General features: G+C 28.5%; 16 protein-coding genes. 3 read left to right on the top strand and 13 right to left on the bottom strand.

The features are described from left to right. Nucleotides 1-63: 63 nt before the first annotated feature. The 5 genes from floA to BRSU_RS04500 all read right to left on the bottom strand — a co-directional run bounded on the left by floA (nt 64) and on the right by BRSU_RS04500 (nt 4,073). On the bottom strand, nt 64-1,083 hold the full coding sequence (gene floA / locus BRSU_RS04520; protein ID WP_280642065.1) for a flotillin-like protein FloA: 1,020 nt from the start codon (nt 1,081-1,083) through the stop codon (nt 64-66). Nucleotides 1,084-1,114: 31 nt separating this feature from the next. Continuing rightward, on the bottom strand, nt 1,115-1,819 hold the full coding sequence (gene pyrH / locus BRSU_RS04515) for a UMP kinase (RefSeq protein ID WP_012669739.1): 705 nt from the start codon (nt 1,817-1,819) through the stop codon (nt 1,115-1,117). A gap of 101 nt (nt 1,820-1,920) precedes the next feature. Continuing rightward, a complete protein-coding gene (locus tag BRSU_RS04510) occupies nt 1,921-2,406 on the bottom strand; it encodes a GNAT family N-acetyltransferase (protein WP_048594069.1) in 486 nt (161 codons plus the stop codon). A 40-nt stretch (nt 2,407-2,446) separates the two neighbouring features. Then, nucleotides 2,447-2,932 (bottom strand): GNAT family N-acetyltransferase, encoded by a 486-nt coding sequence (locus tag BRSU_RS04505; protein ID WP_048594067.1) that lies wholly within the window; start codon nt 2,930-2,932, stop codon nt 2,447-2,449. A gap of 16 nt (nt 2,933-2,948) precedes the next feature. Further along, entirely contained in the window at nt 2,949-4,073 is a 1,125-nt protein-coding gene (locus BRSU_RS04500) for an aminopeptidase (RefSeq protein WP_014488156.1), read from the bottom strand. A gap of 150 nt (nt 4,074-4,223) precedes the next feature. Between BRSU_RS04500 and BRSU_RS04495 the strand changes: the two genes are divergently transcribed. Next, nucleotides 4,224-4,736 carry a DUF2147 domain-containing protein gene (locus BRSU_RS04495; protein WP_048594066.1) on the top strand — a complete coding sequence of 171 codons (513 nt, stop codon included), beginning with the start codon at nt 4,224-4,226 and terminating at the stop codon, nt 4,734-4,736. 3 nt (nt 4,737-4,739) lie between these two features. On the opposite strand, the gene BRSU_RS04490 is transcribed toward BRSU_RS04495, so the two are convergent. The 4 genes from BRSU_RS04490 to BRSU_RS04475 form a co-directional block, all read right to left on the bottom strand. Further along, entirely contained in the window at nt 4,740-6,365 is a 1,626-nt protein-coding gene (locus tag BRSU_RS04490; protein WP_048594064.1) for a peptide ABC transporter substrate-binding protein, read from the bottom strand. A 143-nt stretch (nt 6,366-6,508) separates the two neighbouring features. After that, a complete protein-coding gene (locus BRSU_RS04485) occupies nt 6,509-7,699 on the bottom strand; it encodes an acetate/propionate family kinase (RefSeq protein WP_014488159.1) in 1,191 nt (396 codons plus the stop codon). 144 nt (nt 7,700-7,843) lie between these two features. Then, nucleotides 7,844-8,155, bottom strand: coding sequence for a hypothetical protein (locus BRSU_RS04480; protein WP_048594063.1), 312 nt, complete (start codon nt 8,153-8,155; stop codon nt 7,844-7,846). 18 nt (nt 8,156-8,173) lie between these two features. Beyond that, on the bottom strand, nt 8,174-9,391 hold the full coding sequence (locus tag BRSU_RS04475; protein WP_048595135.1) for a peptidase M30: 1,218 nt from the start codon (nt 9,389-9,391) through the stop codon (nt 8,174-8,176). A 225-nt stretch (nt 9,392-9,616) separates the two neighbouring features. Between BRSU_RS04475 and BRSU_RS04470 the strand changes: the two genes are divergently transcribed. Then, entirely contained in the window at nt 9,617-10,390 is a 774-nt protein-coding gene (locus tag BRSU_RS04470) for a CAP domain-containing protein (RefSeq protein WP_048594061.1), read from the top strand. Between the two features lie 23 nt (nt 10,391-10,413). After that, complete coding sequence (locus BRSU_RS04465; protein WP_048594059.1) at nt 10,414-10,824, top strand: ExbD/TolR family protein; 411 nt, start codon at nt 10,414-10,416, stop codon at nt 10,822-10,824. Nucleotides 10,825-10,908: 84 nt separating this feature from the next. Here the strand turns inward: BRSU_RS04465 and BRSU_RS04460 are convergent, their stop codons facing one another. The 4 genes from BRSU_RS04460 to BRSU_RS04445 form a co-directional block, all read right to left on the bottom strand. Beyond that, nucleotides 10,909-12,867: an ABC transporter ATP-binding protein gene (locus tag BRSU_RS04460; protein ID WP_048594057.1), complete on the bottom strand. Its 1,959-nt coding sequence runs from the start codon at nt 12,865-12,867 to the stop codon at nt 10,909-10,911. A gap of 75 nt (nt 12,868-12,942) precedes the next feature. After that, complete coding sequence (locus tag BRSU_RS04455) at nt 12,943-13,632, bottom strand: ABC transporter ATP-binding protein (protein ID WP_048594055.1); 690 nt, start codon at nt 13,630-13,632, stop codon at nt 12,943-12,945. Next, nucleotides 13,625-14,920: an ABC transporter permease gene (locus BRSU_RS04450; protein ID WP_048595134.1), complete on the bottom strand. Its 1,296-nt coding sequence runs from the start codon at nt 14,918-14,920 to the stop codon at nt 13,625-13,627. The genes BRSU_RS04455 and BRSU_RS04450 overlap by 8 nt, the downstream gene beginning before the upstream one ends. Nucleotides 14,921-15,067: 147 nt before the next feature. Beyond that, nucleotides 15,068-16,141: a tetratricopeptide repeat protein gene (locus BRSU_RS04445; RefSeq protein WP_048594053.1), complete on the bottom strand. Its 1,074-nt coding sequence runs from the start codon at nt 16,139-16,141 to the stop codon at nt 15,068-15,070. Nucleotides 16,142-16,227 lie beyond the last annotated feature (86 nt).

Here is a 16,227-nt window from a genome sequence, read left to right as displayed (position 1 = left end):
ACAAAAAAATAGGCTGCATATAAAAAATATACAGCCTATAAAAAATTTATTTATAATAATAATTTACTGTTTCACATTTCCTGAAGCATTATTATTTTTGCTCATTGAATCCATACCGGATATACTATAACGCATTTCAGTATCAGCCATAACATTCTTCATATTATAATAATCTAATACTCCGATATTTCCTTTTTTAAGTGCCTCAGCAATGGCAAGAGGTAATTGAGATTCAGCTTCAACAACTTTAGCTTTCATCTCCTCAACCTGAGCACGCATTTCCTGTTCTCTAGCTATAGCCATAACTCTTCTCTCTTCAGCTTTAGCCTGAGCAATTTTTTTATCAGCTTCAGCTTGGTCAATCTGTAAGAAAGCACCAATATTGCTTCCAACATCAACATCAGCTATATCAATAGAAAGTATTTCAAAAGCAGTACCAGAGTCTAACCCCTTAGCAAGTACAACTTGAGAGATTCTATCAGGATTTTCCAAAACTTCTTTATGAGAAGCAGCACTACCTATAGTAGTAACAATACCTTCACCTACTCTTGCGATTATTGTTTCTTCTCCGGCACCTCCAACAAGTCTGTTAATATTAGTTCTAACAGTAACTCTTGCAGTAGCCTTCACTTGTATACCGTCTTTAGCAACGGCAGCAATTAAAGGTGTAGCAATAACTCTAGGAGAAACAGAAGTTCTTATAGCATCAACTAAATCCCTTCCAGCTAAATCTATAGCAGCAGCTCTTTCAAAACTTAAATCCAAAGAAGCCTTATCAGCAGCAATCAAAGCATCAGCAACTGCAGTAGGATTTCCTCCTGCTAAATAATGTGCCTCAAGCTCATTGCTTCCTATTTTTAAACCTGCTTTCCATAACTTTATCTGATTTAATACTATAAGTGAAGGATTAACTCTCCTCAAACGCATAGTAATCAATGTTATCATATTTATTCTTACACCGGAAAATAAAGCTGTAACCCATAAACCTATTGGGAAGAAACGTAAGAAAATAATGATAAATATTAATATTATGATAATACCAATAAACATTGGAATAACAGGAATATAGCCAAAATCTAACAGCATAAAATAAACCTCCTATTTTTTATATAAATTAATTATGTACATAAGTTCCTATAGACTCGCCTAAAAGAGCCTTTGTAATGTTTCCATTTGTATGCATATTAAATACTCTTATAGGCATATTATTATCATTAGCCATAGCGAAAGCTGTCATATCCATAACTCTTAAATTTTGATTAATAGCTTCTTTAAATGTTACTTCATTATACATTTTAGCATCTGGATTCTTTTTAGGGTCTTTATCATAAACACCATCAACATTAGTGCCTTTTAATACTATAGAAGCACCGATCTCTAAAGCTCTAAGTATTGCTGTACTATCAGTTGTGAAATAAGGATTAGAAGTACCTCCTGCTATTATCAACACATTTCCTCTTTCTAATATACGAATTGCTTTGTCTCTTTCAAAACCTTCTATCATACCTTCAATATTAAAAGCAGAAAGTATTTGAGTAGGAGTGCCGGCTGCCATAAATCTATCTTTCAAAGCTATAGCATTCATAATAGTGGCAAGCATACCCATAGAATCTGCAGTAGCTCTCACCATACCTGTTTTATCAGATAACTGCATACCTCTGAAAATATTTCCTCCGCCTACAACAACAGCTATTTCTGTATCACTTCCAGCCTCTTTCATCTCTAATGCTATTCTATCAACAACATTATTATCTATACCGTATTCTTTTTGACCAAGTAAAGCTTCGCCTGATATTTTGAGCAATACTCTTTTTTTCATTATTGACCTCTTTATAAAGTTAATTTTTTGAATTATACTATTTTTTTCATATATAATCAAGATTTAATAGTTCATATCATTAAATAAAATATTTTCATATATTAAAAATCTAAAAATTTTTTTAAAGCATCATTAGTGAGTCTGTAAACTCTGGCATCCTTAACCATTTCAGCTCCTGTAGATAAATAAAAATCTATACTAGATTTATTCCAATCCAAACATTGCCATTCAAGTCTTCCGCAATTCCTGCTAAGAGCTATTTTTGCAACTTCTTCAAATAGTTTCTTACCGTATCCAAAGCCTCTGTATTTTTCATTGACATATAAATCATCTAAATAAAGTCCATGCCTTCCTACAAAAGTAGAAAAAGTTTCAAAAAATACAGCATGCCCCACTGGAATATCATCTTCAAAAGCAATAACAACCTCTGCCTTTTTCTTATCAAAAATATTTTCTTTTAAACTTTCCTCTGTAAGATTGAGTTCATGCTCCAAGCTCTCATAAACAGCAAGCTCTTTTATGAATCTCATTATAGTTGGTATATCTTCAACAGCTGCAAATCTAATACTAAATTTTTTATCACTCATCTATACAAACCTTCAAATTTTATAATAATTATTTAACAAATCATTCTTCAGCAAATATTTTTAAAACTTCATGGCTTAGCCTGTAAGAATTCCAATCTGACATCTCAATTGCATTGAGTGATAAATAAAAATCTATACTAGATTTATTCCAATTCAAACACTGCCAATCCAATCTCTCGCATCCTCTTTCAACTGCAATCTTTGCTACCTCTTTTAAAAGCTTCTTTCCGTAACCTAATCCTCTATAATCAGGATTAATATATAAATCTTCTAAATATACACCTGCCTTTCCCAAAAATGTAGAAAAATTATGAAAGAATAATGCATATCCTATTTCTATATTATTTTCTGAAGCTATTAAAACCTCGCATTTCTTCTTTTCAAATATCCACTCTTTAAGTATCTCCTCAGTTGCAGTAACCTCATGCTCTAATTTTTCATAACGGGCAAGCTCTTTTATAAATTTCAGTATTAAAGCACAATCTTCTACAGCAGCAAATCTAATATTAAATTTCTTATCACTCATTTACAAACCTTTTATATTATTTTAAATTATTAGGATTCAAGCATTTAAGACTATCAATAACAAATAATCCGTCTTTTCTTATCAATTTATCATCAAAATAAATTTCTCCGCCGCCGTATTTTTTAGTCTGTATGCATACCAAATCCCAATGTATTTTAGAGCTATTTCCATTACTAGCATCATCATAGCAAGCACCAGGAGTGAAATGGAAACTTCCCATAATTTTTTCATCAAATAATATATCTTTCATAGGCTCTGTAATATATGGATTAACTCCTATAGCAAATTCTCCTATATATCTAGCACCTGCATCACTGTCTAATATTTTATTTATTCTATTTGTATCATTACAAGTTGCGTTTATTATCTTTCCGTTTTTGAACTCGAATTTAATATTCTCATAAGTAAATCCGTCACTATATAAAGAAGGTGTATTATAAGATAAAACACCATTAACAGAATTTTTCACAGGAGCAGTGTATACTTCTCCGTCAGGTATATTGAGTTCGCCAGCACATTTTATAGCAGGTATATCTTTAATAGAGAAAGTTAAATCAGTGTCTTTTCCAACTATTCTCACTTTATCAGTTTTATTCATAAGTTTTACTAAATTATCCATAGCCTTAGACATTTTAGAATAATCCAAATTACAAACTTTAAAATAAAAATCTTCAAATTCATCTGTACTCATAGAAGCCTGCTGTGCCATAGCTGGTGTAGGATAATTCATAACAACCCATTTAGTATTTTTTACTCTCTCCTTCATATGAACAGGATCAAGATAAAACTTTTCATATATAGCATGATTCTCCATTTTTACAGAAGAACTTTCTGAACTATTTAATCCGCCCCATATACCAACATAAGCATCCATCTCTTTCATAAGCATTAAATCAGATTTAGCCCAAATTTTCATCTGCTCTTCATTACATTGCTTCAATAATTCTCTAAGTATATGAGGGTCATGATTCCAAACAAAAGGACTAGCCCCTACTTTATAAACCTCTTTAATAATGGCATTTACTAAATTTCTTTCCTCTCCCTCACCATAGCATTTTATAAGTATTTTTTCGCCTTTTTTTAATTTGCATGAATAAGTAACTATATTTTTAGCTAATTTTTCTATTCTAGAATCTTTCATAAAATGTTTCCTTAATAATTTTAATTCATTTATTTTAGATTAATTAATTTTACATAATAAAAAATAATAATCAATATATAAATAATAAAACGCTATAGAAAAAATATTATTTAGATATATAATTTATAAAAAATAAATTTGGATTATAAAATGAAAAATAATATATTGTCTATAATATTTATAATTATATTCAGCTCTTTATTGTATGGGCAAAATAATGCAAAAGATGTTGAAGGTTTCTGGGCTATGCCTGAAAAACCTAAAGGTAGAATGAAAATAGCCAAAATAATAGTTATTGATAATAAAGTATATGCTTATGGTATAGCATTGCATGACGATATAAAAAGCACATTAGATATACATAATCCGAACAAATCACTAAGAGATAAAGATTTGAAAGGATTAATATTCATATATGATATAGAGTTCAAAGATGGTGAGTGGCAAACAGGAAGAATATATCATACAGATCAAGGAAGCACATACTATGCCAAAATAAGCTTATCAGATGATAAGAAAACATTATATCTAAAAGCGTCATTAGATAAAAAAGGCATAGTAGGAGCAACCGTAGAATGGACAAGACTCTCAAAAGAAGAATCTAATAAATATTCAGATATTCCTGTAAATCAATTAAGAACAATAGAAGGAAAAGGAATATAAATATTAATTAGTTTCTTCTATAATCTCAGCCTTACTAAAATTATATATACCGAATATATCATAAATAACATTTGTTAATTTTGAATTTTGCATTACAGTTCCGGCATAATAATATATTGGAATAATAGCCATATCATTCATAGCAATACTTTCAGCTTCATGCATATACATACTTCTATCTGAATCATTTTCAGCAAGGGAAGCATTTAACAAAGCTTTATCAAATTCAGGATTACTATATCTGCCCTCATTCAATACATATCCTGTTTTTACTAAAGATAAGAATGCAGCAGGGCTATTATATCCGCCAATCCAGCCCTGTCTAGCCATGTCAAAATTTCCATCTCTTCTAGTTTGTAAAAGCACAGCCCATTCTTCCTGCCTTATAACCATATTTATATTTAATGCTTCTTTTAACATAGCCTGTATGCTTTCAGCAATAGTGATATGAAAGCCCGGATTACTTATAAATTCAAATACTGGAAAATTTTCTCCATTAGGATAACCAGCCTCTGCAAGTAAAGCCCTAGCCTCTTCTACATTCTTTTGATAATCCTCGCTTTTAGTAGAAAAATATCCATCTCTTTTATTTCTGAAATCATTTGTACTGTCAACATCTTTTATATTATAAGGAACAATACCAGCAGCAGGCTTCTCTCCACCTTTCATAATATTATTTACTATATATTCCCTATCTATAGCTAAAGAAATAGCCTTTCTTACTCTAGCATCATTAAAAGGTTTTTTCCTATTATCAACTTCATAAAAATAAAGTGATATATTTGGTACTGGTCTTGCTATGCCTTCTTTTAAAAGTTTTTCTCTGTCATTTATTGGCGTATTATGATAAAAATATATTTCTTCATTAATTATCGCTGACATTGCTGTATTGTCATTATCTATAAACTCAAAATTAATAATATCAGGTTTTATCTCTTTATAATTCCAATAGTCAGTATTTTTACGAACAACTAATCTTGAATTATGATCCCAACGTACAATTTGAAAAGCTCCGTTTCCAACCATAGTATTAACATCTAAAGTCCAACCGTCTTCATTTTTACTTACTATATCTTCTCTCAAAGGCGTATAAGCAGTGTGAGCTACCATCTCTGCAAAATAAGGCACAGGATATTCTAATTCTACATATAAAGTTTTATCATCTAATGCTTTAACTCCTAATGTTTCTTTATCTTTTTTCCCCATCATTATATCGCTTGCATTTTTTATAACATCTAAAAGTATAGAATATGAAGCCCCATTCTTAGGATCAACTATACGTTTCCAAGCATAAGCAAAATCATTAGCTTTTAAATCCATTCCGTCGGACCATTTTGCATTGCTTCTAATATTAAAAATATATATTGTATTGTTATTAGATGAAGTCCAGCTTTCAGCAGCACCTGGTATTATATTATTATTTTCATCTCTTATAGTTAAATTCTCAAATAAATGTGTTGTATATATCATAGCATCTACTGCAGAATTTTTAGTAGGGTCTATAGTTTGAGGTTCAGGACCAACAGATACCATTAATTCATTCAAAATATTTTTAGGCTCTTTATGGCATGATAAAATAAAAACAGCATAAAATAAACAAAATAATTTAATTAATATATTCTTTTTCATAAGATAATACTTCCTAATATGGTATTAATATTTTATAGTATCGAAATAAATTATAATTATCTAACTTAAAAATTAAAAAAATAGGGCATCTTAATAATTAATTAAGACACCCTATATAAAAACGTTTATATAAACAATTATTTTTATTTTAAAGCAAGATTATAAGTATCCATAGCTATTGCTTTTTCTTCATCAGTAGCTATAACATAAAGTTTAATAGCAGCACCATCTTTTTCAAAATTAGCACAGCCTCTAGCTTTAGAGTTTTTATCAGCATCGCATTTAATACCAAGCTCATCTAAACCTTCAAGTATTCTTCCTCTAATATAAGCACTATTTTCACCTATACCGCCTGTGAATACTATACCGTCAAGATGTCCTAAAGCAGCCATATAAGCACCTATGTATTTTTTTACTCTATAGCAGAACATAGTAATAGCAAGTTCAGCTTTAGGGTTAGTTTTAGCAGCTTCTTCCAAGTTTCTCATATCATTACTTACGCCAGAAACACCTAAAAGACCGCTTTTTTTATTTAAAATATTATCCATTTCTTTTGCAGATAAATTTTCTTTAGCCATAACAAAAGTAGGAACAGCAGGATCCATATCTCCTGATCTAGTACCCATTACTAAACCTTCTAATGGAGTTAAACCCATACTAGTATCAATAGATTCTCCATTTTTAACAGCTGTAACACTAGCACCATTTCCTAAGTGACATACTATAACATTAGCATTAGGTTTATTTGCTGCCTTACAAAACTCACCATAAACATATTTATGAGAAGTACCATGGAAACCATAACGACGTATTTTATATTTATCATACCATTCATGTGGAACAGCATACATATAAGCATAATCAGGTATTGTTTGGTGGAAACTAGTATCAAAAACACCTACCATTTTTACATCTTTTAATATTTCTTTACAAGCACTTATACCTTGTAAACCAGCTGGGTTATGTAAAGGAGCTATATCGCAGCAAGCCTCAATAGCTTTTATAGCTTCATCAGTTATTAATGTACTTTTATTGAATGCTTCACCACCATGAACAACTCTATGACCTACAGCAGATATTTCGCTCATATCAGCTATAACCCCAACTTCTTTGTCTGTTAAAAGAGAGAAAATTAAAGACATACCTGCTTTATGATCAGCAACCTTCTGTTCTATTTTTTTCTCTTTTCCTTTCTCTACTGCAGTGTGTTTTAAAGCACTTATTTCTTCGCCAATTTTTTCCAAAAGTCCTTTAGCTAAAACTTTTGCTTCAGGCATAGCGAATAATTGATATTTAATACTTGAACTTCCTGAATTTATTACCAATACATTCATAAAATGACTCCATAGTTTTGATTATTTTATTATTATCTTATTATACCATACTCCGTATATTTATCAATGAATTTTTACTTTATTACAAATAAAGGCTTTAAATATTTAGATATATTTAAAGCCTTGTAATTATATTTTTTATTATTATTTCTTTTCTACCCACATAATAGTATATCTGTCAAATGATTTGCTTCTGTCGGCAAGCCATATAGTCTCTTTCTTTACTTTAGCTTTTATAGTCATATTTTGTCCTACATACTTAGCGTATTCATCAAAAAATCGCTTATCGAAATAATAATCTCTCTCTTCTGTAGTTATAACTATATCTGGAAATATAGCTGTACCTACCATTCTAATAGTACCAGTAATCTCCTGTTTCTTAGCAAAAATTAAAAGGAAAAAAACTATCATAAAAACATAAGAATATTTTATAATGTTTTTGTAAATTCTTTTCATTAATTCTCCTTTTATAAATTAATATTCTTTAATTTTACCGTCTTTATCAAACAATATATGTCTGTATTTAGGTGTATAAGTCTTATCATCTTCACTAACTGTCTTATACATTTTTGATGTCTGTATTGATGATACTTGAGGAGTTGTAATATTTATAGGAGTTGGATTATCACCTACATAAGTATCTTTATTCAAAGCTAATTCCAAACCGCTTGATAACTTTCTTGTTACTAAATTACCTGACGGACTCAAAGTACCATTATAAACTACTGCTGCCCCTGGGAATAATGGAATAGGATATCCGCCTTTTTGAATTTGTAACTTAGCTCCTGCAACTTCATTATTTTTGACTCCTTCAAGCCATTTTAATAATAAATCATCCCAGCTAGATGCTCCTGTAAAACTTACATTATTTAAAACTCTATTATAATCATCTAATGATGAATATTTTGCTATATTTTGGAATACAGAAGAATTTTTACCATTTTTTTGATAAAGCCAATTCATAAATACTGAAACAGATGGATAATTAGCAAATACATTTAAAGGAAGATTCCAAGTATAAAAACAATAATATCCTTTCATATTATTAAATTCATTTATTCTTGAATTAACTGTAGCTGGGCTGAATAATATAGATGTAGATTCTGAAAGAGCTTCATTAAGCCAAGTTGACATTTCTCTATTATTTTTAATATAATTAACATTATAATTAATTAAATGCTGGAATTCATGCTGTATAGTTCCAGCCATATACTGAGGATCATCATTAAGAACTTGTACATCCATATATAATATCTCAGCATTATTATTTTTATTCAAAATTAAATCTTCACCATAAAAATAACCAGTAATTACTCCACCTGAATAACTAGCATTCAATTCCAATAATAAAATTATAATTTTACCATTCTTATCAACATCTGTATGTTCTCCATATATTCTTACTTCTTCATCATAATTATCATTAAATACTTTAGCTATATAATCCACACTTTCTGGCTTATATCCTGCTCCATCTTTTAAATATATAATTAATTTATCATATTCTGCTATTTTATTAAAATTATAACGTCTATTTCCTCGTTCTTTGTAATTAGCATAAAAAGATGCCTTTCCCATACTTCCATCAGAATATGTCAATGAGCTATCGATATTTACCCCTAAAATATTTGCTACTTCTTTACAAGATGACAAAACTATTAATAAAACGATCATTAAAAATATTTTCTTCATAACCATTATTCTCCATTTTACATATATAATACTAAAACATATAAATAATATTTAATACTAATTAATAATCTAGTATATTAAATAAAAAAAGTCAATAATAAATACAAACAATATTTACATAAAAAAATAATATTATTTTTTATTTATTTTCTTTTATTTTTTACAAAATCATTATAAAATTAGATTTATAATTATACAATTTTAAATTTTTTTTGGAGATTAAAAATGAAAAAGTTAAATTTCATAATAATATTTATATTTTTATCAACTTTAATAGTTAGTGCTAATACTATAGAAGATGAGGTACTAAGATTAATAAATTTAGAAAGAAGTAAGGTGTCTTTGCCACCTCTTCCAAATAATCAAAGACTTCATTCTTTAGCATTATATCATGCTGATAATATGGCTCAAAATAAATTTTTTAGTAATACAGATTTAGACGGTTTAGATTCAAAAGCAAGACAAATAAAATTATATCCTGAAATGGTTGGAAATATAAGTGAAAGTTTGCATAAATTAGATGTTATTCCATTCACTGATAAAAAAGCAGCTGAAAGCATTGTTAAAGATTTGATGAAAACTCCTGACAGCAAAAAGAATATATTAAGTAAAGAATATAATGCTATAGGAGTTGGTGCTGTAAAAAGAGGAGTTGGTGTTTATACTACAGTAACATTTGCCAACATAGTTGCTGAATCTGTTGACTTCTCACCTAAAGCTAAAGAAGGTGATGAAATAACTGTAAAATATAGAATACTAAATGGAGCTGCTTTTACTGATTTTAAATTAGCTATAGAAATGGCTGATCCTGAAGCTAGAATCACAGGAGATGATGGAAAAACATATATAGGAAAAGTAATATATGATGTTAAAGATATGGGCAACTCTATATTAGGAAGAACTTTCAAGGCTGAATATGGAAAAGGCGATTATAAAATTTCTATTCTATATAAAGGTCAGCATTTCTTAAGTAATGTAAGAACTATAACAGTAGAATAACTTTAATAATGCAGTGTGCGCATATGAAGTTTAGAAGAAGATTCAATATAAAAAGCGGAATAGATTTAACCCCCATGATAGATATAGTATTTAATTTACTTATATTTTTCATGGTGGGTTCAACAATTATAGTTACACCTCAAATAGAAATTAGTTTGCCTAAATCTACATCAGCAGTGGGATCCGAAAAAAATGAAACTGTAGTAATAAGTATATCAAAAGACGGACAAAAATATATAAACGGGTATTTATCTGAAGACATAGATGCTGATCTTAAAAAATTAGCAGACACAGAAGGAGAATTGGAAAAGCCTATAGAAATACGTTCTGATGAAGATGTTAGAACTCAAACATTAATATCAGTTATAGATAGTGTTAAAAATGCTGGTTTTACAAGACTTAGCATAGCAACTCAAGAACAAAATAAAAACTAAATAATTTATTTTATAATAAAAAATGCTGTTTTAATAATAACTTTAGTATTAAAACAGCATTTTTATTTTTATTAAACTATAATTTTATTCATCTCTAAATTGTAGTGAATACAGATATTGATATTTTCCGCCTCTTTTCATTAATTCATTATGAGTACCAGATTCTGTTATTTTACCATCTTCCACAACACATATATATGTAGCATTTTTTATAGTAGAAAGTCTATGAGCTATAACGAAAGTAGTTTGGAGGTTAATAATTTCATTTAATGCTTTTTGTACGTACATTTCGCTTTCAGTATCCAAAGCACTAGTAGCTTCATCTAGTATTAATATAGAAGGTCTCTTCACTACAGCTCTTGCTAATGCTATTCTTTGACGCTGACCACCAGAAAGCATTACACCTCTTGGTCCTATATGTGTATCATAACCATTAGGTAATTTTAGAATAAACTCATCAGCATGTGCTATTTTTGCTGCTCTCACCAAATCATCATCTGTAGCATCAGGATTTGCATATAAAATATTTTCTCTTACTGTGCCGTAAAACAAAATATTCTCCTGAGATACCACACCTATTTGATTTCTTACACTTCTAGTATTTAATTCATTTATATCAATACCATCAAATCTTATAACACCTTCACTTGGGGTAAACAATTTTGGAATCAAACTTATCAAAGTAGTTTTACCACCGCCTGAATTACCTACAAAAGCAACTACATCACCTTTTTTAACGTTAAAATTTATAGGTCCTAAATGGAAAGGCTGGGCATCATTTCTTCTTGGATATTCAAAATGTATATTTTCAAAAGTAATTGAATGTTCTAAAGGCTTCATTTCTTTTTTAGTAGGGTCATCAACATTCTCAGCAGGTAAGTCTATTATTTGGAAAACCCTAATAGCAACTGCTTTAGTCATTTGTAAATTAATAAATATACCGGATAAATCTCTTACAGGAGTGGATATATTAAGCATATAAAGCAAAAATCCCCATAAAAATTCAAAAGGCATTTCCCCTTTAAATATCAAAAATCCGCCGTAAGCAAGTATTACAAGCATAGCAGCTATCATTACAAGTTCCGTCATAGGTCTATTAAGTGAAGTAAGCAAACTAATTTTTCTCATTATATTTATTAATTCACTATATAAACTTCTATATCTATTAACTTCCTGATCTTCTTTAGAAAATATTTTAATAACTTCTATTCCTCTTATATCTTCTTGTATAACCGATGTTGTACTTCCTAAAAAGTTTTGCTGAGCTGAAATTCTTGTTCTTATTAATTTTGAAACTTTATCTATACCTAATCCTATTAGCGGAGCTGCTAAAAAACAAGCTATTGTAAGTTTTACATTTAAAAGAAGTAATACACATAAAGTAAGTATTAATGTTAAAGGCACTGTTATCATATTTGGTAATGTACCAGATAGAAAGCCTTCTATTGATCCAGATTCATTGATAACTCTGCTCATCAAATCACCTTCTTTTTCCTGCTTAAAATATGCTATATCTGTATTAAGAAGACCTCTCATCATATCAGCACGTACATCTTTTCCAATCTCTTGAGCAGTGAAAGCAAAAAGAAAAGTTTTTATATAATCAAATGCAACTCTGAATAAAACATATATAAATCCAATGATTATAATAAATGCAAATTGTGCTATTATTACTGGATTTCCAATAGAATCTCCGCTTAAAAGCTGCTGAGTTAAATCTTTAGTACTTAAATTACTAAATTTAGCTGTTAAATCCGCTACCAATGGAATTTTATCCAAAAGATCAACCCTTTTTCCGCCTGTAATAGATATTGCCAACTGCCCAAAAAATGGAGGAAGTATATTTATAATAGTATAGCCTATACTTAAAATAAAAGATGGTATAAATAATTTTTTATGCCTCATAGCATAAGAAAACATTCTTCTATAAGGATGTTTTTCAACTTTTGAATAATATTTTTGTATATGTTCTTCTGTAACAGCACCATAATCAAATGGTCTGTTATCTTTTTTGAAAAATTCTTTCAATTTTTTTATAATCATAATCTTATATTCCTAAATATAATTTTATTTTTAATAATTAAATATTGTATATTTTATATTAAAATATTGTATATTTCAATATTCTATTAAATTTTCTCCATATTCCAAACGTAATTTTCTATCAGCCATATTTGCAATAGAAACCGAATGCGTAACAATTATTAGAGAAGCATTACTTTGTTTTGTCATATTCCATAATAATTCTCTTACTACTTCAGCATTTTTCTTATCCAAATTTCCTGTAGGCTCATCGGCTAATACAACACTAGGTTTATTTATCAAAGCTCTTGCAATAGCAACTCGCTGTGCCTCACCTCCTGAAAGTTCGCCTATTCTATGCTCCATTCTATCTTTTAATCCTACAGTTTCAAGAAGACTTTCTGCTTTTTGTCTTGCTTCCTTTTTATTATATTTAAGCATTAAAGACGGTATCATAACATTTTCTAAAGCACTAAACTCACCAAGCAAATTATGGAATTGAAATACATATCCAAGAGAACTATTTCTAAAATGCGCTAATTGTCCCTCATTCATTTTACCAATATTATTGCCTAATATATCTATACTGCCTTCAGTAATATTATCTATTCCGCCTATTAAATTTAAAAGAGTAGTTTTTCCGCTTCCAGATTCTCCTGTTATAGCAAGTATTTCATTTTTATAAACTTTTAAACTTATAGATTTTAACACTTCTACTTTAGGAGGTCCAACATAAGTCTTTTTTAAATTTTCTATATTAATTAAAACTTCTTTATTATCACTCATATCTTAATACCTCCGCAGGTTTATATCTGCTTGCTATATAAGCAGGTATTATAGCAAATAAAACAGAAAGTAAGAATGATATACTAGCAACCATTATTACCTGAGAAGCATGTATTATAGAAGGAAGTCCTCCGCTTACATAATATATATCTGATGGAAAGAAATCTGGTACTATAGGTATTGATATTCCTGAGCTTATTTTTGAAGGAATAAACCAAATAATATTAACTACAAACTGCATTATTATTCTTAATCCTTCCAAAGCTTCATTAACATAATTGGCAAGTAATATACCGAATATTACACCAAGTACAGTACCTATTAAACCAATTATAGCTCCCTCCAAAAAGAAAACTTTAGCTACATTTGAGGGTCTTAAACCTAATGTTTTTATTATAGCAATATCACGCCTTTTATCTTTAACAAATATTATCTGGCTTGAAGCAATATTTAAAGCTGCTATCAATATTATAAAAGAAAGTATCAAAGCAAGCATTAATTTTTCTGTATGCAAAGCCTGGAAGAAATTTCTATCAAATAGCATCCAAGGCATAACATTATAAAATTCTTTCAAATCAGTATCTATCTTTTTAGCAACTTTATCCGCATCAAAAAAATTTCTTACTTTTACAGCAACTCCTGTAACAGCATTATCATATCCAACCATATTCTGACCTGTAGCAAGAGGAACTATTACCATTCTGCTGTCATATTCATAGTAGCCTGTTTTATAAATACCTTTAATAGTAAAAGTAGTTTTTTGAGGTTTAAATCCTCTCTCAAAACTTCCTGAAGCTGAAATTATATCTATAGTATCTCCAATAGATAAAGCATAGTCCTTTGCCATTTCAGATCCTATTAAGGCATCATTAGTATTCATATCTTTATTATTGCCTTCAATAAAATTAAAATATTTTATGAAGTCTTTATCTGTAGTGAATATATTATCTTCAAATGAACGAACTGTTATAAGAGTAGTAAAACCATAAGAACGCATTATACAAGGTAAAACTATATAAGGATAAGCACTTGTTATTTCTTTATTATCCATTATATTATCAACAACATATTTATAATCTGTAAGAGGCTGATCACTGTAAGCACTGATATTTATATGTGCTCTCATTCCAAGTATTTTATCTCTTATATCGTCCTGAAAACCATTCATAACGGAAAGTACAGTAATCATTACCATATCTCCAACTAATATTCCAAGTACACATATAATTGTAATAATTGAAACAAATGAAAATTTCTTTTTGGCTCTCAAATACCTGACGCCAAGCATTAATTCTAATCTCAAATTATCTCCTTAAAATTAAAAGAATTCACATAAATATAATTTGAAACATTATATATTATATATAATAAATTTAAACCTATTTTATTAAAATATAATAAAACTTTTATAATGATAATAAGAAATAATTTATAGCTATTTTTTTACAAATAGAAGTTTAAATTTTAATATAATTTTTAATAGAAATGTTTTTATATTATTGTCAGACATATTAAAATCTTTCAAAGCATTATTATAATCTTTCAATTTATATTCAGCATAACCTCTATAAAAATATATTTTACTATCAGGATTACTATGTTCTATATATTGATTAAAATCCTCTACTGCTTCTTTATAATTTTTTAATTTTAATTTTGCTTCACCTCTTTTGCAATGTGCAGGATAATAATTAGGCTCTAATTCTAAACATCTGCTAAAATCCTCTAAAGCACATTCATATAATTCCAATTCCAATTCTGAAAGACCTCTATTATAATATGCCTTAGAATAATTTCTATCTAATAGTAAAGCTTTATTAAAATATTCCAATGCTTCATTATGTAATTTTAAATCCTGCTTTATTATTCCAATATTATTATAGGCATATACATTTTTAGAATCTAATTCTATAACCTTATTAAAATATTCTAATGCCTCATCATAGTTTTTTAAATTATATTTTGATAATCCTATATTATAGTATGCTTTCGTATAATGATTATCCAATCGTATAACTTTATTGAAATATTCAATAGCTTCTTCATACATTCCTAAGTCATTCTTTATTAATCCTATATTATTATATGTATGAACATTAGGAGAAATTTCTATAGCCTTTATATAATATTTAATAGCTTCTTCATACATTCCTAAATTATGATTAGCTAATCCTATATTATTGCAGGCCTGAATACAGTTATTATCTATATCCAAAGCCTTTTTATAAAAATTAATAGCTTCCTCATACATTCCTAAATTATGTTTAACTAATCCTATATTATTATAAGCATTCACATATTGAGAATCAATACTAATAACCTTTTCAAAATCGGAAATAGCTTCTTCATGCATTCCCAAACTGCTTTTTGCTAGTCCCCTATTATTATAAAGTTCGACACTATCTCCAAAATAAAAAATTAATTGATCAAAATATTCTAAAGATTTTTTATAATCAGCACTATCGAAAGCTTTATTGGCTAATTCCAACAAATTATCTATACTATTCATAATAACCCCAAATATTAAAGTTATAAAATATTTTATAACTTAGCACATCAATTGAAAGATATATAATGACGGAAAGAACTGTTTTA

It is taken from the genome of Brachyspira suanatina (assembly GCF_001049755.1).
Taxonomy (GTDB): Bacteria; Spirochaetota; Brachyspiria; order Brachyspirales; family Brachyspiraceae; genus Brachyspira; species Brachyspira suanatina.
This window is presented reverse-complemented; position numbering and strand designations above follow the sequence as displayed.